Origin of the sequence: Acinetobacter brisouii CIP 110357 (genome assembly GCF_000488275.1) — a bacterium.
GTDB classification, from domain to species: domain Bacteria; phylum Pseudomonadota; class Gammaproteobacteria; order Pseudomonadales; family Moraxellaceae; genus Acinetobacter; species Acinetobacter brisouii.
Genome location: NZ_KI530763.1, coordinates 359,166 through 385,509, shown reverse-complemented (window position 1 = coordinate 385,509; position 26,344 = coordinate 359,166). Strand labels below are relative to the sequence as shown.

The following is a 26,344-nucleotide window of genomic DNA, read 5'->3' as shown; positions in this document are numbered from 1 at the left end:
TTTTGTCTTGTGAATCTTTGGCACAATGCTTGCGTAAAAAATCATAAATCGGCATGAAAAGCCTATGTTATGATCAAGCATGATCGAGTTTCAGCACGTCTTGAGCCCAATAAAAATGACAGCCACTTCTGAATTAAATTTTCCATTATTAATCGATGCCGAAGATCTTGTGCCGCATTTAGGCAATCCAAATCTAAGGATTGTCGATTTGAGCCGTCTATCGGTGTACGAACAGTTGCATATTCCTCATGCAGTGCATGTTAAACCCCAGCAGCTGGTGCGTCAGCAAGAGCTGGCATCAGGCATGCTGCCCGATGTAGAGGGCTTACAACAACTGGTTGAATACTTGCAGCTTTCACCACAACATCATGTGGTGGCGTATGATGATGAAGGTGGGGCATGGGCAGGACGTCTCTTGTGGAATCTGCATTGCTTGGGCTTTACCCAAACCAGCTTACTCAACGGCGGTATTCACGCTTGGCTGGGGGCAGGCTTACCTACTTCGGTTGATGTACAAGATGTGGCTGTGACAGATCAACTGATTCCCGTGAATCTTGATCAAGCCGCTAAAGTACGGATTGAATATCCCGAATTGCTGGAATTGGTTAAAAAGAATGCCATCCAGCTTTGGGATTGCCGTACTGAGGATGAATATACAGGGCTACGGTTGGCAGCGCGACGGGGTGGGCATATTCCCCATGCGATTCATTACGAATGGAGTACTGCCCTTAATCGTGAAAATCATTTAAAATTACGCCCTTTAGAACACATACAACAAAGTTTGCAACAATTGGGGATAGACTTTAAGCAGCCTGTGGTAGTGTACTGCCAGTCGCATCATCGTTCAGGTCTGGCTTATATTTTAGGTCGTTTGCTCAATTGGAATATTCGCGCATACGATGGTGCATGGAGTGAGTGGGGAAATCGCCCCGAGAGTCCAATTGTTACGGGAGAGAAGCCGTTTTGAGCCTCACATCACAACTGAAGAAACAACTTTTTTTACAAGCCCAACGTATCGTACCTCAACATCAGCTGAGTCGTGTGGTGGGTAAAGTTGCTGCCAGTGAAAACCCGATTGTTAAAAACATTGTCATTCAGGCATTTAAGAACAAATATCAGATTGACTTGTCGGTTGCCGAACAAAATAATCCGTTGCAATACAAGTCGTTTAATGAATTCTTTACTCGTGCTTTAAAGCAGGGCGTACGTCAGATTGACAGCGACAGTCGTAGTATTGTCAGCCCAGCCGATGGTGCAATTTCACAAATTGGTCAAATTACCGATGGTGAAGTATTTCAGGCGAAAGGACAGAGCTTTTCTGTTGAACAGTTGGTGGGTGATCCTAAACTGGCTGCGCCATTTAAACAGGGGCAATTTGCAACGGTTTATCTGTCACCCCGTGACTACCATCGGGTACACATGCCATTTTCAGGAACATTGACTGAAACGCTATATGTGCCAGGCGAATTATTTTCGGTCAATCAGGTCACGGCAGAAAATGTTCCGAACCTGTTTGCGCGTAATGAGCGTATGGTTTGTTTGTTTGATACCGAGATTGGTCGTATGGCAGTGGTGCTGGTTGGTGCCATGATTGTGGCGGGGATCGAAACAGTTGCCACAGGTAAAGTCAAACCGAATGGTCGTCTAGACTTACAGCAACATCAGCTTGAACTGCAAAAAGGCGATGAGCTTGGGCGTTTTTATTTGGGTTCAACGGCAATTGTATTGTTTGAACCAAATACGATGGCTTGGGATGCAAAGTTCAAAGCGGAATCTGTTGTGGTCATGGGTGAGCGTTTAGGGCAAGTGCTTTAACTTACGGATTGATCTAATGAAAAACGCAACCTTCAGGTTGCGTTTTTTGATTGAGGGTGTTTGTTAAATACCTCAGTACACTGTTCGTAGGATAGCCGTGCCTGCACTTGCTGAGCAGTTGATAAACTGAAATAGGCTTCAATCCACTGATTGGCTAAGGTTTCGCGAAAATGGGGTTGCTTGAATGCATAGTCAGGAATACTGCCTTGCTGGACTTGTCGCATTTTTTCACGAAGTTGCTGAACATTATGTGGTGCATCGGGTTGTCGAATCACAAAACACAAGATGGCTTGATACCGAGCAATTTCATCGGTATCGGGTTGCTGTGCTTTCACGATCAGAAAGACAATCAACGCAGCGCACAGGCTGCTCAGTATAAGATAAAGTTTTTTCATGCCTGCAGTGTAGGGCTTTAGGCCTCTGCTTGACAGAGGCGTTCTTTTGGAAAGACAGCTTTGAAGCATGAACCTTGATTGATTTGTGATTCAACTTCTAAGTGCGCCCCATGTTGCATGAGCACATGTTTGACAATTGCCAGTCCTAGACCTGTTCCCCCTGTTTGGCGGCTACGTGCGCTATCTACGCGGTAGAAGCGTTCGGTCAGGCGTGGTAAATGTTTGGGGTCAATCCCAATTCCATTGTCCTGCACGGTAAAGTAGCCATGTTCCTGATCATCATGCCAGCCAATGGTAATCACGCCACCTTTGGGCGTGTATTTAATGGCATTGGTAATCAGATTGCCAAAAGCACTGGCAAGTTCCATGTCCGAGCCAAGCAGGTCACAGTGACTGTCAATGTCGAGATTTAAAATATGTCCGTATTCGGAGTTATAGGCTTGTGCATCATCAAACAACTGGTTCATCAGACTCGGCATATCCACAATCTGGTTTTTTGCCAGTTGTTTGTCATTTTCCAAGCGTGATAATAGCAGCAGGTCATTGACCAGAGCATTCATGCGGCGAGTTTGCGCCTGCATTTGTTCAAAAGGGCGTTTCCAGCGTGGATTGAAATCTTCCTGATCCGTAAAGGTTTCCAGATAGCCGCTGAGCACTGTGAGAGGTGTGCGTAATTCATGCGAGATATTATCGACAAAGTCTTTACGCATCTGTTCGAGATTATGAACCCGAGTTACATCGTATGCCACGACAAGGCGGCTTTCTAGACCAAAGCGTGTCAGCTTGATTTGCACATAGCGATCTTCATGAATCGAAGATTTTAGTTTAATGCCGTCAGGCTGCTGTTCCATATTATTAAAATATTCAACAAAAGCAGGCTGGCGCAAAATACCCAAAATATTGCGTCCACGATCCAGTTCCTGAACGCCAAGCAGTTTCTCTGCCGCAGGGTTCCACCATTCAATCTGATGTAATTCATCAGTCAAAATCACAGCTTCAGCGAGTGCGACCAGTGACGACTGGGCACGGTCAATGAGCCCGACCATTTCGGCCTGAACCACACGTTCCTGACGTTGTGACCGATAAATATTAAACAGCAGTGCACCCCAAATCCCGTTCAGGTTGGGCGGTACATCATAAGGTCGATTGGCAATCCAGTCGTTGACCAGATACAGTGCTCGCAGTTGCATGACCATAAACACAGCAAATGCAATTGCGATACAAATCCAAAAATGACCTATCCCCAAGCCAATTAAACTAGCAATTGTTATGAAAAATAACAAGATCCGTAGATCTTGTTTGGCATAATCCCATAAGCTGCTATAACGATAACGCTTATGTTCAAGGCTAATTTCCGGGGTTGGGTAAGGTTCATACATAAAGGTGATCTAACTAACTTAAAGCATCGGCACGCGTTGAAAAACGGTAGCCTGTACCTCGTACAGTCTGTACGAAACGATCCACTCCGAAGGGTTCAAGTACTTTGCGTAGGCGGCGGATATGGACGTCAATTGTTCGGTCTTCAATATAGACATTGCCACCCCAAACCTGATCAAGCAGTTGTGCGCGCGTATAGGCACGTTCTGGGTGGGTCATGAAAAATGCCAATAGGCGGTATTCGGTTGGGCCCATATCTAAAATATTGTCGGCAAAGCTGACGCGCTGACTCACAGGATCCAGAATTAAACCATTGGCATCAATAGATTTTTCCCCACTCAAGGCATTAGAACGACGTAAGACGGCTTTAATCCGTGATACCAGTTCGCGCGTTGAGAACGGTTTGGTCATATAGTCATCGGCACCTGCGTCAAGACCTTGAACTTTATGATCTTCTTCGCCACGTGCAGTGAGCATGATCACAGGAATTTCCGAAAGGTTTTCATCGCGTTTTAGGCGGCGGCACAAATCAACACCACTAATTCCACCAGGAAGCATCCAATCGAGTAAAATAAGCGAAGGACGTTGATCAACAATCATTTGGTGGGCTTGTTTGGCATCTTCGGCTTGCAAACATTGGAAACCTGCCATATCGAGCGAAGTATGAATCATCTCGCGAATGGGTAATTCGTCATCGACGATTAAAATATAGTCCTCTTTCACAAGGTCAAATCCTATCACTGCTTTATTTGTTTATAGTCCAGTATTACAAAGACTAATTATGACAGTATCATTGCAGTAGATTTAGGTATCTGCAATTTTAAAAAATATTTGTGACAAAATCTTGATCGTCATATGACTAAATGATGACGCATATGGTGGTCAAGATGCAAGATCGAGATGGTAATGAAAAGTTTTCAAGGAAAAGTCGCAGCAATTTCAGGAGCAGGCTCAGGTATTGGGCAACAGTTGGCATTGCTTTTAGCACGGCAGGGCTGCCATTTATCCTTGAGTGATATTGATTTGCAAGGTTTAGCACAGACGCAAAGCTTACTTCAGGCATATAAAGTGCGGGTCTCGACCCATTTGGTGAATGTTGCTGAGCGTGAGCAGGTGCAATATTGGGCAGAGCAGACCGTACGTGAACATGGTCAGGTCAATCTGATTTTTAATAATGCGGGGGTGGCACTGGCATCGACAGTTGAAGGTGCAAGTTATGAAGATCTGACTTGGATTACCAATATCAACTTTTGGGGCGTGGTGTATGGAACCAAAGAGTTCTTACCTTATATTAAGCAAACCCAAGATGGTCATATTGTCAATATTTCCAGTATTTTTGGAATTGCAGCACAGCCAACCCAGTCCGCATACAATGCCAGTAAGTTTGCAGTACGTGGTTTTACCGAGTCATTGCGTCAGGAACTGGATATTCAGCGCTGTGGGGTGAGTGCCTTATGTGTACATCCTGGAGGGGTGCGAACCAATATTGCCAAATCGGCGCGTTCTAATCAAAGTTTACAAAGTTTGGGGATTGAAACCGATGGCACACAGCAGGACTTTGAGAAGCTGCTGCGGACTCCACCTGAAAAAGCTGCACAGAAAATTCTTAAAGCCATTCGTCGAAACCAGCGGCGAGTCCTGATTGGTACTGATGCCAAGGTTTTAGATTTGCTACAGCGTTTTTTCCCGGCAGGTTACCAGCAACTGAGCGTTTGGTTAAATCGGTTGCAAACATGGAAATACTAAAGAAGAGAAGCGTAAGCTTCTCTTCTTGTTTGAGAATCTGTTAATGACCTCTTGAAAAAAAACCAATCACGGCCAAAATCAAGGCAACGACTAGCAAGATCACTGCAAATTGTTGTGATAGACCAGCGACGCCACCGAATCCGAGTAAGCTAGCAATGAGTGCAATCACTGCAAAAATAATCGCCCAACGAAACATGATGATTCTCCTGCATTTTTTATTTTGATGTTAAGTTTAGCACTGTAAATTGGCACGACTGTTTTTGCTTTGTGCATAAAATGTGCACTTTATGCAGCGCTTTCATCAAGCTATGTAAGTGCGGTTTGTAAAAATCAAGCTGGAGTTGGGCATGTTATAATGCCGACCTTGTTGTTTTTAGACTGAGAAATTCATGGCGCTGCGTCCACAATTCTGGAAAAAATATCCATTAGATCAACTCTCAAGCGAAGAATGGGAAGCTTTGTGCGATGGCTGTGGCTTGTGCTGTTTACTCAAACTTGAAGATGAAGACACGCATGAAGTGGCTTATACAAAAGTGGCGTGTAAGTTACTCAACTGTACAACAGGGCAATGCTCGGATTACAGTCAGCGTCAGCAGCATGTCCCTGATTGTATTCAATTAACTTTAGAAAGCTTACAAAAAATTCAGTGGTTGCCATCAAGCTGTGCCTACCGACGTATTTATGAAGGCAAAAACTTACCCTCATGGCATTATTTAAATACAGGCTCACGGCAAAGCGTGATTAAAGCCAAAAAATCGGTGGCAGGACGCTGTATTTCAGAAGAATCTGTGAGTGAGGATGATATTGATGAATATATCGTGCGTTGGGTAAGATAAAAATTTTTTAAAAACAATAGTATAAAAATAAAATATAACTCCCTTCATTTTTGGCTTAAATTTTGCTTCATTTTTACACATAAAAAATGGGTGAAATTTCAATTATTTTAAGCAATCGTGTCATGGGGGGGAGAATGTATAAAAATAGCTATATCAACAATCTTGTACTCATCTTAGTTGGTTTTTTTGCCAGTTCGGGTATGGCATGTGCAGCAACTGCACCTTATATCACCAATCTAGAGCAAATCAATACCGGAAACACCGCGTGGATGCTGACCTCTACCGCGCTGGTTTTACTGATGACCATTCCGGGGATTGCTTTGTTTTATTCAGGAATGGTGCGTAAAAAGAATTTAATTGCCACCGCCTTACAAAGTTTAGTGATTGTATGTTTGGCAAGTGTGCTGTGGGTTGTAGTCGGGTACAGCCTAGCTTTTACACCCAATAATGCATTTATTGGTGGTTTTGACCGTGTCATGCTGCAAGGTGTGGTGTTCGATGCCATTGATGGCAAAATTTCCGTGAGCCATATGGCTTCCACTATTCCTGAGACTGTCTGGATTATGTTTCAGATGACTTTTGCCATTATTACGCCTGCTTTAATTACTGGCGCATTTGCTGAGCGTATGCGTTTTTCTGCGATGTTCTGGTTCATGTTTTTCTGGATTTTACTGGTGTATGTCCCTGTTGCACACTGGGTCTGGGAACCAACAGGCTGGTTGGCAGCCAAAGGTGCTCTGGACTTTGCAGGCGGTACAGTTGTGCATATTAACGCAGGTGCTGCAGGTCTGGCATGTGCTTATATGCTTGGTCAGCGCAACGGTTATGGTAAAGAACCATTTTTTCCAAATAACCTGATTTATACCTTTATTGGTGCGGCATTGCTGTGGGTAGGCTGGTTTGGTTTTAACGCAGGTTCAGCAGGTGCAGCCGATGGGCGGGCGGGCATGGCAATGCTGGTAACCCAGTTGGCAACAGCATCGGCAGCACTGACATGGTTACTGGTGGAATATATCAGCCGTCGTAAAGTGACGCTGCTTGGTGCATGTTCGGGTGCGGTTGCAGGTTTGGTTGCGATTACCCCCGCATCCGGTTTTGTTGATATGACAGGCGGTTTGCTGATTGGCTTGATTGCTGGGGTGTGTTGTTACTGGGGGGCAACTCAGCTCAAAATTCTACTCAAAGCTGATGACTCACTGGATGTTTTCGGGATTCATGGTGTAGGCGGGATTGTCGGTGCAATTCTAACAGGCGTATTTGCTCAAAAACATATTTCAGGTTTGGATGCGAGCTTATTGATACAAGTGATAGGTGCAGTGACGACCTTCCTTTACAGCGCGATCATTTCTGTCGTGATTTTATTTGTGATTAATAAAGTGATTGGTCTGCGAGTCGATGCAGAGCAGGAACAAATTGGTTTGGATTTAGCACAACACGGTGAGCATGTACCTTGATGTGTTGTATAAAAAATTGGTTCAAGCTGGGCTTGAACCACAACTGTGGAGAAAAGTATGAAGACGATGTTGAGCAAAGATAAAAAAGTTGAAAAAGAGATCTTTGACCTCGCCACACAGTTATATGTTCGTTTAAGACGTGTGGCAGGGCGGGTGATTGATGTAGTGTATCTGGAACATAATCAGGAGTACGCTCAAGAAGTGGTCAAGCTTGCCTTGACTTCAGGCGATGCAGAATTGCACCGTTTAGGGTCTCGTCTGGATGCAGTGCTGTCTCATGGTACAGCACCTACCCAGATTGCAAGCGTGAAGTTTGTTGCTCCAGTAAGCGCAATGACACCTGTTCTTGAGGATATGCCAAGCCCAGCGCAAAAAGAAGAAGTGCCACATCATTATATTGGTGCGTTACGCTAAATGTCCTGTTTTATTGGCTTGACGCTCAGCACGTGATTTTTGAACCACATGATAACCTGAGCTAAAGCCTAGACTTGCCATAACCGCAGCGACAATCAGGTCAGGAATGGCACTTTGTGTGCCAAAGACGCCAACCGCTGCCAAAATTACTGCAATATTACCAATCGCGTCATTGCGGCTACATAACCAGACCGACGTCATATTGGCATCTCCATCACGGAAGGTATAGAGTACAAGGGCACTGATGACATTGGCAATCAGGGCAATGATACCAATCACGCCCATCGTCATGGCTTCGGGTTGCACGCCTGTGCAATATGCCCAAATCACTTTGACCAAGATCAAAATCGCAAAAAACAGCATGGTATAGCCTTTAACCAAGGCGATACTGGCACGCCAATATAAACTGAGCCCCAATGCCATAATCGAAATGGCATAGTTGAAAGCATCGCCAGCAAAGTCAAGAGAGTCTGCCCAAAGCGCAGCAGAGCCTGCATGTGCCCCTGCAATCACTTCAATAATAAACAGACTTAAATTGAGAAATAAGGCAATCCACAGCGCATTACGAAATTTTTTTGAAATGTTATGATTTGATGTGTGATGTTCACATTGACAACCTGCCATTTGAAAATCCTGTTTTAATTTGCATACACGGATTTAAAAGCTTAGAGTTACTCTAAGGTCAAGTGAGGTGCATATGTTTTTTTCGATTGGCGAACTGGCTAAAAAATCCAAAATTTCTGCGGATACCATCCGTTTTTATGAGAAAAAACAGCTCATCATGCCGCCAAAGCGTGCGAATAATAATTATCGCTATTATGATGATCAGGCATTGCAACAGTTAATTTTTATTCGGCATTGCCGCGAATTGGGGATGTCTCTTAAGGAAATTCAAGAGATGAATGAATTGATGCTGCATCCGCAAGACAATTGTGCTGTTGTGGATACACTGGTGGAAGCCCATTTGGGACATATTCAGGATAAAATCCAGCAATTGCAGAAATTTAGCCAGCAATTACAGCAGCTACGCCAAAGTTGTAATTCTCAAGCCTGTATTCAGGATTGTAATATTGTAAAAACCTTACATCAGCTGGATGCGGAATAAAAGGTAAAAAACTATAAACTCCTGTCTTTTCAGGATGCATGAATGTTACGGATGGTGTGTTTATGCGAAGATTTCAGCATCTTCTTTTGTTATTAATGTCAGTTTTCGGCTTAACTGCCTGTAGTTCTTCCGATTTTTCTAAACAGATCGAGCAATATTTTGATCAGTTTATGAACCAACGCACCTCAAAATTTGCACTATTACACTTTCAGACAGTCGGCACTTTTCATTCACCGTGGGCGCTGGTCGCATTACCTGATGGGCGATTACTGATTACTGAGCAAGCAGGGGCAATCAAGTTGTTTGATCCTGTGAGTCAGCAGGCATGGTCTGTAGCAGGTGTACCACCAGTGGTCTATGCGGGGCAGGGCGGTCTTGGTGATATTGTCTTGCATCCTGATTTTAATCAGAATCACTGGGTGTATTTTAGCTATGTAGAAGCTTCTGGGCAGAACACTACAGGTGCAGCCGTTGACCGTGCCCAGCTGGATCTCTCACACGCTGGGCAGCCAAGACTGCTGAATCGTCAAAGAATCTGGACACAACAACCTAAAGTAAAAGGTAATAAGCATTTTGCTTATCGGTTGCTATTTGACCGTGATGGCAAACTCTGGATCAGTTCTGGTGAGCGTCAGCAGGTTAATCCCGCACAAAATCTGCATAGCCATTTGGGTAAAATGATACGACTGAATGCCGATGGTACGACACCCACCGATAATCCACTTTATGCCCAAGGTGGCGTTGCTGCTCAGCTTTGGTCATGGGGGCATCGGAACCCTTTAGGCATTGCTTTTGATACCAAAGGGCAACTTTGGGAAGTAGAACAGGGCCCTAAAGGTGGTGATGAGTTGAATCAGATTTATAGAGGTCGCAATTATGGTTACCCTTTGGTTTCCAATGATGATCATTATTCAAATTCAGGTTTAAAAATTCCACAGCATGATACCCAACCAGGATTTCAAGCGCCTGCTCTAAGTTGGACACCTGCAATTTCTCCTTCAAGCCTGATTATTTATCAGGGTAAACGTATTCCTCAATGGACAGGTAAGGCACTGATTGGCGGTTTGTCATCTGAGTCAATTATTGTGGTGGATATTCAGCATCAACCGATTAAAGAACTGGAACGGGTTGAGATGGGGCAGCGCATACGAGGATTATTGCAAACACCTCAGGGAGATTTATGGGTGATTGAAGATGGTGAGAATGCAGCTTTGTTGAAATTGCAGTAAACTTAACCGATGCAGATGTTTTGATTGTCGAATAAAAAACTGACTTAAAACAACTTAAAAATAAAGCATAGTATTATTTAAAAATTGGATGATTTATGAAAAAAATTCGTAATGTATTGGCCACTTGCTTATTGGTGGGTGCGATGACCACACCTGCATTTGCTGCCAACTTGGATGATATGAGTGATGTACAGGTTCTGGCAATTGCTGAAAAAGGTCAGGCCGAAGCGCAGTATAAAATTGGTGATGTGTACTACTATGGCAGCAATGACACCGAACAGGATTTTGATCAAGCACGTTTTTGGTATGAAAAAGCTGCCCAGCAAGGCAATGCGGATGCTGAATATAGCTTGGGTGTGATGTATGACAATGGTGAAGGCGTAGAACAGAATCCGAAAAAAGCCTTGGCTTACTATACCAAAGCGGCTACACATGGTTCAGCTGATGCCATGTATAATCTTGGCTATACTTATGAATATGAACAAGATCCGCCAAATTACGCCAAAGCTTTTACTTGGTATAGCCAAGCCGCACGGCTCAATCATCGTGAAGCCTTGAACAATATCGGGGTCATGTATTTTAATGGTCGCGGTGTCGCACAAAACTTTAAAAAAGCCTTTGATTATTATCAAAAAGCAGCAGAGCTAGACAACCCGACAGCGCAATATAACTTGGGTTGTTTGTATCGCGATGGCAAAGGTGTAGCCGCAGATAAAAAACAAGCCATGAAGTGGCTGGGTAAAGCCGCCGAGCAGGGAGATGAAGATGCCAAAGCGGACTTATATGCGTTGATTCAACAGATGTAATCACAGAACAACGCTATTGAATGGGCATTTCAATCTTGTAGACTATAGCTAAGCCAAAGCAATGAATTAAAACCGCATGTCAGAGAGTCAAATTCCATTACCCGAGCGCCTGCGCCCACGTGATCTGTCTGAAATTATTGGACAGGAACATTTATTGGGAGAAGGTGCGCCATTACGGCAAATGATTGATCAGGGTCATTTACCCTCAATTATTTTTTGGGGGCCACCTGGCGTAGGTAAAACGACGATTGCTTTGTTGTTGGCGCAAGCGGTGGATCGACCTTTTATCAGTTTGTCGGCACTCAATACTGGGGTCAAAGAACTGCGTGAAGTGATTGCAGAAAGTGGTGATTTACTGACACCTGTGGTTTTTATTGATGAAATTCATCGTTTTAACAAGTCTCAGCAAGATGCCTTACTCGGTGCGGTAGAAAAAGGCAAAATTACCTTAATTGGTGCGACCACAGAAAACCCGTCTTTTGAGGTCAACAGTGCCTTGTTGTCACGTTGTCAGGTGTATAGCTTAAATGCGCTGTCCAATGAAGCCATTGAAAGTTTATTAAACAAAGCCTTACAGCAAGATCGCTTTTTACAGGAACGTCAGATTTATATTGACGAATTTGATGCACTGATTCAGTTTGCAGCAGGTGATGCACGTAAGGCGCTTAATTTACTGGATTTAATAGCCAGTACATTTGAGCCTGAACAGGACAATCACGTTAACAATGCGCTGGTGGTACGTGTTGCCCAGCAGAATATCGCCCGTTATGACAAGTCAGGCGAGCAGCATTATGATTTGGTTTCGGCATTTATTAAATCCATTCGCGGGAGTGACCCAGATGCGGCACTGTACTGGATGGCACGTATGCTGAAAGGCGGGGAAGATCCGCTGTTTATCGCACGGCGCATGCTGATTGCTGCTTCTGAAGATATTGGAAATTCAAATCCGAATGCGCTGTTACTGGCAGGAGAATGCTTCCGCTCGGTACAGGTGATTGGTATGCCTGAAGCCCGCATTATTTTGGGACAATGTGCTGTGTACTTGGCGACCAGTGCCAAAAGTAACAGCACTTATTTGGCGATTAACCGTGCGATGGATCTGGCAGAGAAAACCGCAAATTTATCTGTACCTTTGCATTTACGCAACGCGCCAACCAAGTTGATGAAACAGCAGGGTTATGGAGTAGACTATCTTTATCCACATGACTATCCTGAACATTTTGTCATGCAGGATTATCTACCACCTGAACTCAAGGGCACAAAGTTGTATGAGTCAGCGCGTAATAAACGAGAAGTAGAAGGCGAACGTTTACAGCAGCGTCGTTGGCAGCAAGAACAACAACAGCAATAAAATAGAATCGATGAGGCTTCTTTCATCGTTCCCAACCTCTTTATTTTTCTCCGATAGAGAGCATCATACAAAAGGGACTTGTGATAGAAGTCGAGGGTATCTACTGCCAAGTTGCCAAGCAAAGTGACAGTAGATACCGATCATTTTTAAATTAGCTGGCTTTACAGGAAACGGATTTATTGAGTAGTTCGGCTTTGTTGTTGCTAAAACTGTAAAGTTTGCCCCGATTATAAATTTTAATGACTTTGGCATGTGTGACTTGGGTTTTAAACGCAGCCAGTTGTTTTGCCTGACCTAATTCAAAAATATTGCCATAGTTTTTATTGTCGAGCAGAAACTGGATTTGTCCTGCCTGTTGATCATAAGCTTTGAGTAGCACTTGCCCGTCAGTATTTTCAATCGAGAAGGTCGGTTTTTGGCTTGAGACATTGCAGTTCAGTTTGAGTGACAGTATATCTCCTGTTTTGGACTTATTTTTCAGGCTATAAATACCCTGTTTTTTATTTTCAATATAAGACCATTGCTCGGCAGGTAAATTTTCAGCCAACTGCTCTAACTGGCTGATATTACTATCACTGACATCGAGCATGCCTTTTGGGTTGGCTTGAGGAATTTCTTCTTTACTGAGTCCAACCATATTTCCTACTTTGTGTGTGGCTTTGGAAATGCTTTGACAACCTGTCAGGCAAATGAAAGGGATGAGGCCTAGGCAGATGGATTTTAAAAAATAAGTTTTCATTGTTTTATAGATGAATGATTTAAAAAATATTGTGATGCAAACGTTATAGAGCGATGAAAATTAAAAATTATACTTATCTTGAATAATAAAAAACCGAGCCAGATGACTCGGTTTTTACAAGGAAAAAACTTAGATATCGTCTAAGTTAATGCCTAAGCGTGCTGCAACTTCTTCATAAGCTTCAACAACACCACCTAAACCTTGACGGAAACGGTCTTTGTCGAGTTTTTTCTTGGTTTCTTTGTCCCACAAACGGCAACCATCTGGAGAGAATTCATCACCAAGTACGATACGGTCATGGAATACGCCAAACTCAAGTTTGAAGTCAACCAAAAGCATATTGCCTTTGTCGAACAAATCTTTAAGAACGTCATTTACCTTGTAAGTGAGTTCTTTCATGCTTTCAAGTTGTTCAGCAGTTGCCCAACCTAAAGCAATTGCTTGAGATTCGTTCACCATTGGGTCGCCAAGCGCATCATCTTTAAAGAACAATTCGAACGTAGGCGGGTTCAATTCTTTACCTTCTTCAATACCCAAACGACGGCATAAAGAACCTGCTGCATAGTTACGAATCACGCACTCTACAGGAATCATTTTTAGCTTTTTCACCAACACTTCTGTTGGAGTAAGCAATTTCTCAAAATGGGTTTCAATACCAGCAGCAGCCAGTTTTTCCATAATAAAGGCGTTAAAACGGTTGTTCACCTTGCCTTTACGATCTAGTTGTGCGATTTTTTCGCCGTTGAACGCCGAAGCATCGTCACGAAAGACTAAAATCAAGTGGTCTGGACTATCTGTTTCATAAACAGATTTTGCTTTACCTGTATAGAGCAAGGTTTGTTTTAACATGGGATGAACCTGTTTTCAAAAATATACCTAGGGTACTAGGCTGGCCAATTTTGAGAAATCTGGTCTAACAATGCTTTCGCTTTAGCCTGATCAGCAAAACTGTTATCAGGATTAAATAAAACGAGGGTATTGGTTTTACCAACAGCGGAGAGCTTTAAGACATAGGTGTGATCATCGACTTTAATTGTCGCTTCATACCGTGTTTGACTTTGGCTAATCACGCTGTAATTTAGACTGCTTAGTGTTGCAAGCGTGTACTGCCAAATTGTATCAGATTTACCAGTAACTTTCAGTAACGGATTTTGGTTTCCGTCAACTAAAACCACAGGTTTCGGATAATTATTATTGGCTTCAGCCAAAGCACGGTTTGGAACGACTTCATCTGGGCGAGGCATTGCAAAACGATTACCTTTTTGGTTTTCAAAATCAGGCGCGTGTTGTAATGCAAGTGGGTCGATAATCGGCGCAGGATACAGTGGCGTTGCAGGTCGAGCCGTTGAACCGTCAGGATATTTTAAAGGATCAATGTCGACGGTTGACTTTTTATAGTTTAAAGAACCGTTGTTAATACTGAGCTTATTACTCAAGGTGCTACAACCAGCCAAACTTAAAACTGAAAGTGCAAGGGTTAAACCTAAACGTAACTGCATAATGTTGTGCTCTTTAAATAATACCTACGTCTTTTAGCGCGTCACGCAATGGTGTGCGATATTGTTCTGCAAGTGGTGTTAGTGGCAGACGAATGCCTGAACCAATTTTCCCCATTTCATGCAATGCCCATTTCACAGGAATCGGGTTGGATTCGCAAAACAAAATATTGTTTAAATTTGCAATCTTATTATTAATTTGCTCAGCAACTTCTTGGTTGCCTTGTAACGCTGCAGCACATAATTCGCTCATTAATTTTGGAACGACATTGGCAGTCACTGAAATATTACCTTGTGCGCCAAGACGAATCAGTTCAGCAGCAGTGGCATCATCACCAGAAAAAACTGACATGCGACCCTTCAAGGCATCGATCAATTCTTTGCCCCGTTCGGTGTTACCAGTTGCATCTTTTACTGCAATGATATTAGGAATATCGGCAAGGCGAAGCACGGTTTCATTGAGCATGTCAACGCCTGTACGTCCTGGGACGTTATACACAATAATCGGTAAATCAACAGTTTCAGCGATGACTTTAAAATGCTGGTATAAACCTTCTTGAGTCGGCTTGTTATAATAAGGTGTGACTAAAAGCGCGGCATCTGCACCAAGGGTTTGAGCTTCTTGGGTGAGTTCGATCGCTTCGTGGGTTGAGTTTGCACCAGTACCAGCAATCACAGGAATACGTTTGTTCACGACACGAATGATTTCTTTAATCACTTGTGTATGTTCAGACATACTCAGCGTAGAAGGCTCACCTGTTGTGCCGACTGCAACAATTGCATTAGTACCTTGTTCAACGTGCCACTCAACGAGCTTTTCAAGGCTCTTCCAATCTACGCTGCCATCTTCAAACATAGGGGTGACTAGTGCGACAATTGAGCCTTGAATATTCTGAGCTTGCTGAGTCATTTTGAAAAAATATCCTATTTGACCATCCGTACAGTTTTAAAAAGGATGGTTACTGTATTTTGAATTTAAGCGGGAAAGTCAACGTAATCTAGTGGTAACGTTGAATGTTGCTTACTCAAATTATGACTGAACATGGTATGAAGAACAATATACTTTCGTTAAAGCAGTCAAAACTTTTAAGGCATTTTTTAAACAGCTTGGCTATAAAGACTTTGAGTTGATAAATTGAAAAAAAATATTGGCTTGAACCGCATCATTCAGGTTTTTTTTTGTAAATTTTCAGCTGATATTGGCAATTGGTAAATTGATAGGAGAATAAAAATGAATCTGGAGCAGAGTGCCCTGATCGTGGTTGATATTCAAAATGGTTTTACTCCAGGCGGTCACTTGGCGGTGGCAGACAGCGACCAGATTATTCCATTAGTTAATCAATTGGCTCAAAAATTTCAGCATGTGGTGCTCACTCAAGATTGGCATCCTGCCGACCATATTTCTTTTGCTGAAAATCATGCGGGCAAACAAGCTTTTGAGACCATTCAGCTCGATTATGGCACACAAGTGCTTTGGCCAAGCCATTGCGTGCAGGGTACACACGATGCTGAACTACATCCCAATTTAAATATTCCACATGCACAGCTCATTATCCGTAAAGGATGGCATACCAACATTGACAGCTATTCGGCATTTTTAGAGGCAGATCAAACCACCACAACAGGTTTGGCAGGCTATTTAAGAGAAGCTGGAATTACCACAGTATATGTCGTTGGAATCGCGACTGATTTTTGCGTGGCATGGACTGCGATGGATGCAGTGAAATTAGGCTTTCAGACCTATGTGATTGAAGATGCGACCGCGCCAATCGACTTAACGGCTCTTTAAAACAGGCGTGGGAGGCGATGCAGGCGTTGGGTGTGATTCGTTTACAATCTAGCCAGCTTTAAGGATATTTCGAGACTAAGAAGTCGGCAAAATTTTTATTCAAGATGTTAAAAATAAATGAATTAGCCTTGCTGTTTTGGCTCGTATTTCAGGATTAAACCATGATGGCTTGCACGTCGATTAAAATATATTTTAATCTCGTTCAGGTTTATTCATTTTTGAGATGCTGCTGTAAGCCTCATTTGACGTGTGATTTCATGAAATTATTTTTATCGATGATTCAGTTCGTCCAGAAAAGTTTTGCGTTGTGGGTGGTGCTGTTTGCAGGAATTGCATTGTATCTGCCACAAGGGTTTATTTGGCTAACCCATTATATTCCACTCATGCTTGGCGTAATCATGTTCGGTATGGGCATGACCATGACAGTGGATGAGTTTAAAAGTGTGGCGCACAACCCCAAAGCGGTGCTGATTGGTGTGGCTGCACATTTTATGGTGATGCCGAGTCTGGCGTATGTGCTGTGTAAGCTGTTTCAGTTACCGCCTGAACTGGCGATTGGCGTGATTTTAGTGGGCTGTTGCCCAGGAGGAACAGCCTCTAACGTGATTACCTTTATGGCAAAAGGCAATACGGCATTATCGGTCGCCTGTACTTCAGTATCGACTTTACTTGCACCCATTTTAACCCCTGCGATTTTCTATCTGCTTGCCAGTCAATGGATTGAGATTCATGCCAGTTCCATGCTGCTGTCGATTTTACAGGTGGTGCTGTGTCCAATTGCTTTGGGTTTGGTGATGCGGATATTCCTGAAAAATAAAATTAATACGTATATTGAAATCATGCCTTTGGTTTCTGTGGTGGCGATTGTACTGATTGTGGCGGCGATTATTGCAGCTAGCAAAACGGCATTGTTGCAATCAGGTCTATTGGTCTTGCTGATTGTGGCGTTACATAATGGTTTTGGGTTTTTATTGGGTTTTTGGGCAAGCCGTATTTTGGGATTGTCTTATTTTGACAGTAAAGCGGTGGCAATTGAGGTGGGCATGCAAAACTCAGGGTTAGGAGTTGCCTTGGCAGCCGTGCATTTTGCTGCATCGCCATTAACCGCATTGCCAAGTGCTATTTTCAGTTTGTGGCATAACATTTCAGGGCCTGCACTCGCCAGTTACTGGGCCATGGTGGCGTCTCGAAAACACCAAAAAAATCAGTCATAAAACCAAGATAATAGCAGGCATAAAAAAACCAGTCATCGAATGGGCGAGACTGGTTTTTTTAATGGGTTGTCTGAATGATTATTCAGAAAGATCAACACACAAGTATTTCATTTCGAGATACTCTTCGATGCCGAACTTCGAACCTTCACGTCCAAGACCTGATTGTTTTACACCACCAAATGGTGCAATTTCATTGGAGATCGCACCAGTGTTGATGCCGACCATACCATATTCGAGTGCTTCACCGACACGCCATTGACGTGCTGTGTTTTGAGTGAACAAGTACGCTGCCAAGCCAAACTCAGTGTCGTTTGCCATTGCCACAGCTTCGTCTTCAGTTTTGAAGCGGAACAATGGAGCAAGCGGACCAAATGTTTCTTCTTTGGCAACTTTCATGTCTTGTGTCACGCCAGTCAACACAGTTGGTTCAAAGAATGTTGCACCTAGCTCAGAACGCTTACCACCAATACGGATTTGCGCACCTTTTGCCACAGCATCATCGATATGTGATTGAACTTTAGCCACAGCTTTTTCGTCAATCAACGGCCCTTGAGTTGAACCTTCATGACGACCGTCACCGACTTTCAACTGTTTCGCTACAGTTTCAACCAGACGTTCAGCTACTGCATCATAAATGCCGTCCTGAACATAAATACGGTTTGCGCAGACACAGGTTTGACCGCTGTTACGGTATTTACTTGCCATGATGCCTTGAACCGCTTGATCCAGATTCGCGTCATCAAAAATCAAGACAGGTGCGTTACCGCCCAGTTCAAGAGAAAGTTTCTTGATGGTTGGTGCACATTGTTGCATCAAGATACGACCCACTTGGGTTGAACCTGTGAAGCTGAGTTTGCGTACGATGTCACTGTCACATAAAGTTTTGCCGACTTCTGCAGCATTACCGCTGATGTTAATGAGAACATCAACAGGCAAGCCTGCTTGTAGTGCAAGTACTTCAAGCGCATAAGCAGTTAACGGGGTTTGTTCTGCTGGTTTAACTAACATTGAACAACCCGCTGCAATTGCTGGTGCTGCTTTACGGGTGATCATTGCCGCTGGGAAGTTCCAAGGGGTAATCGCCGCAGTCACACCAATGCCTTGTTTAATCACAAGTAAGCGTTGTTGGGGTTGCACTGATGGTAAAACTTCACCGTCAATACGACGTGCCTGTTCTGCAAACCAACGAATGAAAGAGGCTGCGTAACCAATCTCACCACGTGCTTCCGCCAGTGGTTTGCCTTGCTCCGCCGTTAAGATTTGTGCCAAATCTTCTTTGTGAGCCAGCATGAGGTTGTACCATGCCCAGAGTACGTCGGCACGTGCAGTCACAGTTTGTTTTTTCCAAGCTGCCTGCGCTTTTTGAGAACGTAAAATGGCTGCTTCAACAGCTGCGCTGTCGTAGGTTTTTACCCACGCCAGCGTTTCACCTGTAGCAGCGTCATTCACCTCGATATAGTCGTCTGAAGCAGGTGCTTCAAACGTAATATCTGGGTGTTTTAGCAAATACTGCAAGTTGGTTTGGATCATGCAGACTGCTCCGCAGAATTTGTAGTTGTATTTAAAGTTGCAAAACCTTGTTTCAAGATGTCTAGACCTTGACGGAATTGTTCAACAGGAATCGTCAATGGATACAAGAAACGGATCACGTTACCATATTTACCACAAGTCAGGATCAATAGGCCGTTGTCCATTGCATGTTGTTGTACAGTTTTTGCTTGTTCAGCAGTTTCAAGTTCAACAGCAACCATAGAACCTAAAGCACGGATGTGAGTGACAACATCGCCAGTAGCTGCTTTGATGCTTTCTAAAGTTGCAACAAGCTCAGCACCCAATTCATTGGCACGTTCGCACAGGTTTTCACCTTCGATGACATCGATCACGGCATGAGCAGCAGCAACAGCAATTGGGCTACCTGCATAAGTACCACCTAGACCGCCTGGGTTTGGCGCGTCCATGACTTCAGCACGGCCTACAACACCTGAGATCGGGAAGCCGCCACCTAAGCTTTTCGCCATAGTGATCAAGTCTGCTTTAGTTTCAAAGTAGTTCATGGCAAATAATTTACCAGTACGGGCGAAACCAGATTGAACTTCGTCAGCAACCAACAAGATACCGTGTTTGTCACAAAGCGCGCGAAGGCGTTTTAAGAATTCAGCAGGAACAACGTTGAAACCGCCTTCACCTTGAACTGGTTCAAGAACGATTGCTGCAACGTCATGAGCTGCAACGTCTTCACTGAAAATGTTTTCGATGCTTTCGATCGCGTCTTCAATTGACACGCCTTTTGCAGGAACTGGGTAACGCGCGTGGAATACGCCAGCAGGCATAACACCGAAGTCACGTTTGTAAGGTGCAGTTTTACCTGTCATTGCCATAGTCATGAAAGAACGACCGTGGAAACCGTTACCAAAAGTAATGATGCCGTGACGACCTGTGTAAGCGCGTGCAATTTTTACTGCATTTTCTACAGCTTCTGCACCTGTAGAGAAGAATGTCGTTTTTGCAGGGCCTGCGATTGGAGCACGTTCATTGATACGTTCAGCCAAAGCCACATAACTTTCGTAAGGGACAACTTGGTAAGCAGTGTGTGTGAATTTAGTTAACTGTTCAGTCACAGCCGCAATCACTTTCGGGTGACGGTGACCAGTATTCAATACTGCGATACCACCAGCGAAGTCGATAAATTGGTTGCCTTCAGCATCCCAAAGTGTTGCATTTTCAGCTTTTTCTGCATACCACTGACACATTACACCTACGCCACGTGGTGTTGCTTGCTGTTTGCGCTCGTTCAGTGCAGTATGTTTATCGCTCATGTTAATCCCTCATTTTTGTCATCGGTTACAGCTTGTACGTATGTATAGCATCATCATGGATTATGATGGTTTACAATCACTGTGTATCGCTATAATTTCGCGCTTTAGGCGGCAACTAACGAGAGCCACTTTAATACAGAAGGAGAGAGCCAATTGCGTAGCCTGCTTGGAGATCATTTGTTGCAACGATTACAACAAGACGCCGAGGGTACGCTACATCAACGGTTATTTCGTTGTTTGCGTAGTGCCATTGTGGAAGGAGTATTACAGCCGAAGACCCGATTACCTGCGTCGCGTGATCTGGCGGGTGAAATTCATGTATCGCGAAATACGGTACTGACGGCGTATGAACAGCTGCAAGCGGAAGGTTATGTTGAAGCGCGTACAGGGCATGGCACATGGGTTGCCGAGAAACTGCCTGAAGCATTTTTAAATAGCCAGAAAAAGAAAGCTCAGCCACATTTGCAGCCACCACGGCGTGATTATACGTTGTCGCATCGTGGGGCGAGTCTGATGGGCTATGCCGCCGCATCTCCACATCAGTGGGGTGCTTTTGTGCCAGGCGCACCCGATGTCACTGAATTTCCACATCATATTTTTAGTCGAATTCAGTCGCGTTTAAGCCGTGAACCAGACATTAATCGCCTGATTTATAGCAATGCGGGCGGTTGTGTTGAACTGCGCAGCGCTCTGGCAGATTATTTGCGTGTAGCACGTTCAGTCCAATGTGATGTTGATCAGATTATTATTACCGAAGGCATTCACCAAGGCATAGATTTGGTGTCGCGCGCGCTAAGTGATATTGGTGATCATGTCTGGATTGAAGATCCTGCCTACTGGGGTATGCGCAATACTTTGCGGATTAACGGGCTGCATTTGCGCCCAATGCCTGTGGATATTGAAGGGATTATTCCAGAAGATAACCCCAAACAAGCACCCAAACTGATTTTTGTGACTCCATCGCATCAATATCCGCTCGGTTCGCATTTGAGTCTGGCACGTCGTAAACAATTATTAAATATCGCACGTCAGCATGGCAGTTGGATTATTGAAGATGACTACGACAGTGAGTTCCGTTTTTCAGGACAGCCATATCCATCTTTGCAAGGTTTAGAACCCGAAGCACCTGTAATCTACATGGGAACCTTTAGTAAAACCATTTACCCGGCGCTACGTATTGGTTATCTGGTGGTGCCAAAACCATTGTTCTCACCGCTACGTATTGTCGCAGCTGAGCTGTATCGCGGTGGGCATTTACTGGTGCAAAAGGCATTGGCAGAGTTTATTCGTGAAGGGCATTATGAAGCACATATTCGCCGTATGCGCTTACTCTACGGCAAGCGTCGTTCTTTCCTGATCGATCTGATTTACCGTTATTTGGGCAAAGACTTTTTGCATGAATACGATGAAGCTTCAGGCTTGCATCTGGTGATGAAACTGCCAACCTACTGTGATGATGTGGCAATTGCCACCAAGGCACTAGAACGCGGAGTGAAGGTGCGTCCATTGTCACAATACTATATGCATTCGCATGCACGTGCACAGCGTGGTTTATTGATGGGTTTTGCCTGTGTCGATGAAAAAGACATGGTGATGGCATTTGGCGTGCTGTTGCAGTGCTTACGCGAAGCGGGTGTGCCAACACTCAATTAAAATCCGACAATAAAAAAACAAGGAGATCGCCAAATCTCCTTGTTTCCTTTGGTCGCTAGACCAGCGTGATGCTGTCGAAAAAGTAAACTGTGTTAGCGCTCACAAAGTCAGGGATTTGGGAGAGTAGTATTAGTATGCCCATGCCAGACACAGTAATCTAAATAACCTGACCAATTTACTTTTTCTTCAGCATCAACCTGTGAATACAGGCATAGGTTGATGCCTGTATTGAATTTGATTATTTGCTTTCAGCGATGGCTGAAGGTGCTTTTTCACTGCGGCGCTTAGTCACGATCAGACCAGAGATAACCACGAACACACTGAGAATCGCCGTTGAAGTGATTTCATGCGTATGCGCTGGATCAAATGCCATGATGACGAGTGCTGCGATGATAAAGACAATCACGGCCCAAGTCAGGTACGGGAAGCACCACATTTTCATGCTGAGCTGTTTACCTTCAGCCACCAGTTTTTTGCGCATTGCCAGTTGCGAGAATGCAATCACCAGATAAACCAGCAACGCAATCGCACCAGAGCTGTCAAGCAGGAAGTTAAAGACTGCTTTTGGTGCAGCATAGTTGGCAAAAGTACAGATAAAAGCCACTGCGGTTGACAGTAAAACTGCATATACAGGTGTATGTTGCGAGTTTACTTTTTTGGTAAATGAAGGTGCATCACCACGGACGCCTAAAGAATACACCATACGTGAAGCGGTATAGAGCGCCGAGTTCAAACAGCTAGCCACAGAGGTCAATACCACAATATCAACCATCAATTTTGCATGTGGGACGTGCAGTGCAGACAATACGGTTTGATATGAACCCATATTTGGCAAGTTCGGATCATTCCAAGGCACAAGCGCAATCACAATGAAGATTGACACGATATAGAACAATGCGATACGCCAAATCACCGAGTTGGTTGCTTTGGTAATCTGATGTTCAGGGTCTTTTGACTCACTTGCAGCAATCGTGACAATTTCAGAACCCATAAATGAGAACATGGTGGTTAGTAACGCAGCCAAGACTGGCCCCCAACCATTTGGCATAAAACCACCATGATCCCATAGGTGTTTAACCCCGCTAACTTCTGGGTTTGGAGAGAAACCAAACACAGCAGCACAACCAAAAATAATGAACGCGATAATCGACACTACTTTGATTAATGCAAACCAGAACTCGAATTCACCGTAATTTTTTACGCTAAACAGGTTGGTTACAGTCAGTGCGGCGGTAATGAGGAAGGCGAGCAACCAAACTGGTGCGCCAGGAATCCAAGAGTTAATAATGGCAGCTGCGGCATTGGCTTCAAATGGAATAACCAAGACCCAGAACCACCAATACAACCAGCCGATGGTAAACCCAGCCCATTTACCAATCGAACGATCGGCATAGGTTGAAAATGAACCACTGTCAGGTTGAGAAACGGCCATTTCACCGAGCATACGCATGACCAGAACCACCAGTGTCCCTGCGATGAAATAAGCTAAAATAGCAGCAGGGCCAGCTGAAGCGATGGCATGCCCTGAACCGACGAATAAACCTGCCCCGATGGCACCTGCAATAGACAGCATGGTGACATGGCGGTTTTTTAAGCCTTGAGAGAGTGAGGCTTGATTTGCTTGCGTCATAAAAAACCTTCAAAAAAGAAAAAATGGATTTATACCGAACCCGCATTTGCCCGAAGGCACTGTGGGTTACGCAGCAAGGACGAACCTAACTACTCTGCAAGGAAAGAGAGAGTAAATGTGCTTTGCCCAAATCAGGCATCGCAACTGCATTGGCAAAAATACCAATGACCCCAAAATGTGAAAAAGAAGCTGTCTGACTGCGACGGTCAGTAGCGGTATGATGGCGGCCGCTTGAGGCGGCATGCACATAAACAGCTTGATGTGTTGCCATATGATTTTCCTTAATTCATGACTTAGGGCATTGCACAATCAAATACAAATGCCCTACAAATTTCTTGAGTTGCCACCAGATTGCATGGAGAAAAAAGCAATCTGGGAAACAACACCATTTGTATATGCATACTTCCAGTAACTTTAATTTGATGGGTCACCAACCAATAAACGAGAGCCATTTCCTGACATGCGGAAAGAGCCAATTGTGTAATTTAATTGAAAAATGAGAGACTTATTTAAAATAAAATGTGATATTTATCGCATATTTTTATCAAATGGTTTTTTTTATTCTTATATTTTTCATGTGAATATATAGAACTGATCACGCTATATTGTGCGTTTAATTATCTGTAAAAATCGAATAAAAACACATCTCAAAATACGAAATTTTTTTTGCAGAAATATGACATTTACCCGTCAGCTAAAATCACTTTTTTTACAATTATGACTTGGGGTTTTTAGGAATATACAAAATAAGCGATTCGTATCTCTCTATATTTGGTCAAGAGATGCGAAATATTAAAACAGCGATTCCAAAAACAGCATTTGGCTGTCTGACGGGGGAGGCTGATATTGGAGAAGCACATTTAAGCGCGGTATTTTTCTCTTGATTTTAATTCCGAGCTCACTAGCGCAACTGAGTCGTAAAGATAAACATCAGGAAGCATCAGCTTTAAACAAGCTTGCTAAGTTGGCGAGAACAGCATGATTGGATCAATAAAAAAACCCACACTAGGTGGGTTTTTCAGGAGCATGAATGATGAATTAACCAGGTATTTTTTCTTGATCAAGTTCAGGTTGTTGTTCTTTGCCCCAGTTAAATTTCTGAGCACATAAACCAAGAACGACAATAAACAGCGCCAAACCTGATGTGTAGATAACTTCTTTGAAGTAAGTACCTTCAATCAGCATCACAATAATCGCACCGATGATGGTGAAAATCACTGCATAGGTTAAGCCAGGGAAAAGCCACATTTTAAAGTCAATTTTTTGACCTTCTGCTTCAAGTTTCTTGCGTAAGCGAAGTTGTGAGCAAGCAATGGTGAGATAAACATACAGTGCTGCTGTACCTGTTGCCAGCATGAAAATATCATAGACATCCATACTGCCTGTTGCAGTCAAAATGGCAGCGAAGACGGCAAAGCTACAAGAGACTAAGACACCCATCCAAGGGCTACCTTTACTGTTGATTGAACCAAAGCTTTTTGGTGCATCACCACGTTTTGACAGAGAGAACAACATGCGCGAGCAGGTGTAGAGTGCCGAGTTAAAGCAGCTACATACCGAAGTGAGTACCACAAAGTTCACAATGTGACGTGCTTCAGGGATGCCTAGCGCCGTTAAAGTCACACTGTATGTTCCCCAAGTTGCATCTTTTAAAAGTGGATCGTTGTGTGGAATCAGGCACACGGTAACGAATATGGAACCCACATAAAACAGCATGATTCGCCAAACAATCGAATTGGATGCTTTACGAATTTCTCGTGAAGGGTTGTCTGATTCAGCCGCAGCAACCGTAACAATTTCCGCACCGATATAGGCAAACATCACCCCAAGTAAAGCCGTGATGATGGATGAAAAACCATTTGGCATAAAGCCTTGAGATGTCAGGTTGGTAAAGCCCTGAGCCGACGGTGTAGCCCACGGCCAGACATGTAAAATGGCTAAACTACCAATCACTAGGAAAATAATAATCGCGATCACTTTGATTAGAGCAAACCAGAACTCAAATTCACCGTAATTCTTCACGTTTTGCAGGTTCACCAAGACTAGCGCCGTAATTACCGCGAGCATATAGATCCAGATTGGAATCAGCGGAAACCAGCTATTTAAAATTTTACCCGCAACATACGCTTCCCAGCCCATGAGTAATGCCCAGGAACACCAGTACAACCAGCCAATGGTAAAGCCAGCCCAGCGTCCAATTGCACGGTCAGCATAGGTGGAAAATGAACCACTATCTGGGTTGAGTACAGCCATCTCACCCAGCATACGCATAATAAACAGAATCAGTAAGCCACCCAATCCATACGCTAAAATTGCGGCTGGACCAGCAGAGTAAATAACACTTCCTGAACCTATAAATAATGACCCTCCAATCACACCTGCAATTGAGATCATTGTAAGATGACGTGACTTAAGTCCGTGTTTTAAATCGTGAGAGGAGGAGTTGCTCTCATGGGTCTGCGTCATAAAAAACCTTCAC

The 26,344-nt window shown here is 43.8% G+C and carries 26 protein-coding genes and 1 pseudogene; 13 read left to right on the top strand and 14 right to left on the bottom strand.

Annotation, left to right across the window (positions count from 1 at the left end):
* Positions 1-115 precede the first annotated feature (115 nt).
* The gene (locus tag P255_RS12670) at positions 116-967 is read left to right on the top strand and encodes a sulfurtransferase (RefSeq protein ID WP_004902806.1); all 852 of its coding nucleotides are present in this window, start codon (positions 116-118) and stop codon (positions 965-967) included.
* A complete protein-coding gene (asd, locus tag P255_RS12665) occupies positions 964-1,815 on the top strand; it encodes an archaetidylserine decarboxylase (RefSeq protein ID WP_004902804.1) in 852 nt (283 codons plus the stop codon). Before P255_RS12670 ends, asd begins: the two co-directional genes overlap by 4 nt.
* Before the next feature lie 32 nt (positions 1,816-1,847).
* On the opposite strand, the gene P255_RS12660 is transcribed toward asd, so the two are convergent.
* Genes P255_RS12660 through phoB form a run of 3 tightly spaced genes read right to left on the bottom strand, consistent with a single transcriptional unit; the run spans position 1,848 to position 4,310 of the window.
* Positions 1,848-2,210: a hypothetical protein gene (locus P255_RS12660; protein WP_004902802.1), complete on the bottom strand. Its 363-nt coding sequence runs from the start codon at positions 2,208-2,210 to the stop codon at positions 1,848-1,850.
* A gap of 17 nt (positions 2,211-2,227) precedes the next feature.
* Positions 2,228-3,589, bottom strand: coding sequence for a phosphate regulon sensor histidine kinase PhoR (gene phoR, locus P255_RS12655; protein WP_004902800.1), 1,362 nt, complete (start codon positions 3,587-3,589; stop codon positions 2,228-2,230).
* A gap of 13 nt (positions 3,590-3,602) precedes the next feature.
* Positions 3,603-4,310 (bottom strand): phosphate regulon transcriptional regulator PhoB, encoded by a 708-nt coding sequence (phoB, locus tag P255_RS12650; protein ID WP_004750165.1) that lies wholly within the window; start codon positions 4,308-4,310, stop codon positions 3,603-3,605.
* Positions 4,311-4,493: 183 nt separating this feature from the next.
* Between phoB and P255_RS12645 the strand changes: the two genes are divergently transcribed.
* Positions 4,494-5,333, top strand: coding sequence for an SDR family NAD(P)-dependent oxidoreductase (locus tag P255_RS12645; RefSeq protein WP_004902799.1), 840 nt, complete (start codon positions 4,494-4,496; stop codon positions 5,331-5,333).
* A gap of 40 nt (positions 5,334-5,373) precedes the next feature.
* Here P255_RS12645 and P255_RS15240 read toward each other — a convergent pair whose 3' ends face one another.
* On the bottom strand, positions 5,374-5,529 hold the full coding sequence (locus P255_RS15240; RefSeq protein WP_004902798.1) for a DUF1328 domain-containing protein: 156 nt from the start codon (positions 5,527-5,529) through the stop codon (positions 5,374-5,376).
* A 193-nt stretch (positions 5,530-5,722) separates the two neighbouring features.
* Between P255_RS15240 and P255_RS12635 the strand changes: the two genes are divergently transcribed.
* From P255_RS12635 to P255_RS12625, 3 genes are all read left to right on the top strand, one after another.
* The gene (locus P255_RS12635; protein WP_004902797.1) at positions 5,723-6,169 is read left to right on the top strand and encodes a YcgN family cysteine cluster protein; all 447 of its coding nucleotides are present in this window, start codon (positions 5,723-5,725) and stop codon (positions 6,167-6,169) included.
* Positions 6,170-6,369: 200 nt separating this feature from the next.
* Positions 6,370-7,623: an ammonium transporter gene (locus tag P255_RS12630; protein ID WP_303620874.1), complete on the top strand. Its 1,254-nt coding sequence runs from the start codon at positions 6,370-6,372 to the stop codon at positions 7,621-7,623.
* 57 nt (positions 7,624-7,680) lie between these two features.
* Positions 7,681-8,037: a hypothetical protein gene (locus tag P255_RS12625; protein WP_004902795.1), complete on the top strand. Its 357-nt coding sequence runs from the start codon at positions 7,681-7,683 to the stop codon at positions 8,035-8,037.
* Here the strand turns inward: P255_RS12625 and P255_RS12620 are convergent.
* The gene (locus P255_RS12620) at positions 8,029-8,661 is read right to left on the bottom strand and encodes a cation efflux transmembrane domain-containing protein (RefSeq protein ID WP_004902794.1); all 633 of its coding nucleotides are present in this window, start codon (positions 8,659-8,661) and stop codon (positions 8,029-8,031) included. The two genes, P255_RS12625 and P255_RS12620, sit on opposite strands and share 9 nt — an antisense overlap.
* Before the next feature lie 73 nt (positions 8,662-8,734).
* Between P255_RS12620 and P255_RS12615 the strand changes: the two genes are divergently transcribed.
* The 4 genes from P255_RS12615 to P255_RS12600 all read left to right on the top strand — a co-directional run bounded on the left by P255_RS12615 (position 8,735) and on the right by P255_RS12600 (position 12,528).
* A complete protein-coding gene (locus P255_RS12615; protein ID WP_004902793.1) occupies positions 8,735-9,142 on the top strand; it encodes a MerR family transcriptional regulator in 408 nt (135 codons plus the stop codon).
* 62 nt (positions 9,143-9,204) lie between these two features.
* A complete protein-coding gene (locus P255_RS12610; protein ID WP_004902792.1) occupies positions 9,205-10,371 on the top strand; it encodes a PQQ-dependent sugar dehydrogenase in 1,167 nt (388 codons plus the stop codon).
* Positions 10,372-10,466: 95 nt separating this feature from the next.
* Entirely contained in the window at positions 10,467-11,177 is a 711-nt protein-coding gene (locus tag P255_RS12605) for a tetratricopeptide repeat protein (RefSeq protein WP_004902791.1), read from the top strand.
* Between the two features lie 76 nt (positions 11,178-11,253).
* On the top strand, positions 11,254-12,528 hold the full coding sequence (locus tag P255_RS12600) for a replication-associated recombination protein A (RefSeq protein WP_004902790.1): 1,275 nt from the start codon (positions 11,254-11,256) through the stop codon (positions 12,526-12,528).
* A gap of 151 nt (positions 12,529-12,679) precedes the next feature.
* Here P255_RS12600 and P255_RS12595 read toward each other — a convergent pair whose 3' ends face one another.
* The 4 genes from P255_RS12595 to dapA form a co-directional block, all read right to left on the bottom strand.
* A complete protein-coding gene (locus P255_RS12595; protein WP_004902789.1) occupies positions 12,680-13,165 on the bottom strand; it encodes a YfjT/YkfB family phage-associated protein in 486 nt (161 codons plus the stop codon).
* A gap of 231 nt (positions 13,166-13,396) precedes the next feature.
* On the bottom strand, positions 13,397-14,116 hold the full coding sequence (gene purC, locus P255_RS12590; RefSeq protein ID WP_004902787.1) for a phosphoribosylaminoimidazolesuccinocarboxamide synthase: 720 nt from the start codon (positions 14,114-14,116) through the stop codon (positions 13,397-13,399).
* Between the two features lie 35 nt (positions 14,117-14,151).
* On the bottom strand, positions 14,152-14,766 hold the full coding sequence (locus tag P255_RS12585; RefSeq protein WP_004902785.1) for a hypothetical protein: 615 nt from the start codon (positions 14,764-14,766) through the stop codon (positions 14,152-14,154).
* 13 nt (positions 14,767-14,779) lie between these two features.
* The gene (gene dapA, locus P255_RS12580) at positions 14,780-15,673 is read right to left on the bottom strand and encodes a 4-hydroxy-tetrahydrodipicolinate synthase (RefSeq protein ID WP_004902782.1); all 894 of its coding nucleotides are present in this window, start codon (positions 15,671-15,673) and stop codon (positions 14,780-14,782) included.
* Between the two features lie 321 nt (positions 15,674-15,994).
* Between dapA and pncA the strand changes: the two are divergent.
* Positions 15,995-16,614 (top strand): annotated as a pseudogene (gene pncA, locus P255_RS12575) (bifunctional nicotinamidase/pyrazinamidase).
* Between the two features lie 195 nt (positions 16,615-16,809).
* Complete coding sequence (locus tag P255_RS12570; protein ID WP_035365543.1) at positions 16,810-17,766, top strand: bile acid:sodium symporter family protein; 957 nt, start codon at positions 16,810-16,812, stop codon at positions 17,764-17,766.
* Positions 17,767-17,844: 78 nt separating this feature from the next.
* On the opposite strand, the gene P255_RS12565 is transcribed toward P255_RS12570, so the two are convergent.
* Positions 17,845-19,296: an NAD-dependent succinate-semialdehyde dehydrogenase gene (locus P255_RS12565; RefSeq protein ID WP_004902776.1), complete on the bottom strand. Its 1,452-nt coding sequence runs from the start codon at positions 19,294-19,296 to the stop codon at positions 17,845-17,847.
* A complete protein-coding gene (gene gabT / locus P255_RS12560; RefSeq protein ID WP_004902774.1) occupies positions 19,293-20,582 on the bottom strand; it encodes a 4-aminobutyrate--2-oxoglutarate transaminase in 1,290 nt (429 codons plus the stop codon). The genes P255_RS12565 and gabT overlap by 4 nt, the downstream gene beginning before the upstream one ends.
* A 153-nt stretch (positions 20,583-20,735) precedes the next feature.
* Between gabT and pdxR the strand changes: the two genes are divergently transcribed.
* Positions 20,736-22,235 (top strand): MocR-like pyridoxine biosynthesis transcription factor PdxR, encoded by a 1,500-nt coding sequence (gene pdxR / locus P255_RS12555; RefSeq protein ID WP_004902772.1) that lies wholly within the window; start codon positions 20,736-20,738, stop codon positions 22,233-22,235.
* A gap of 238 nt (positions 22,236-22,473) precedes the next feature.
* Here the strand turns inward: pdxR and gabP are convergent, their stop codons facing one another.
* From gabP to P255_RS12540, 3 genes are all read right to left on the bottom strand, one after another.
* On the bottom strand, positions 22,474-23,865 hold the full coding sequence (gene gabP / locus P255_RS12550; protein WP_004902770.1) for a GABA permease: 1,392 nt from the start codon (positions 23,863-23,865) through the stop codon (positions 22,474-22,476).
* Positions 23,866-23,950: 85 nt separating this feature from the next.
* Positions 23,951-24,136, bottom strand: a complete 186-nt coding sequence (locus P255_RS12545; RefSeq protein ID WP_004902768.1) for a hypothetical protein — start codon at positions 24,134-24,136, stop codon at positions 23,951-23,953.
* A gap of 767 nt (positions 24,137-24,903) precedes the next feature.
* Complete coding sequence (locus P255_RS12540; protein WP_004902766.1) at positions 24,904-26,331, bottom strand: amino acid permease; 1,428 nt, start codon at positions 26,329-26,331, stop codon at positions 24,904-24,906.
* Positions 26,332-26,344: the final 13 nt, after the last annotated feature.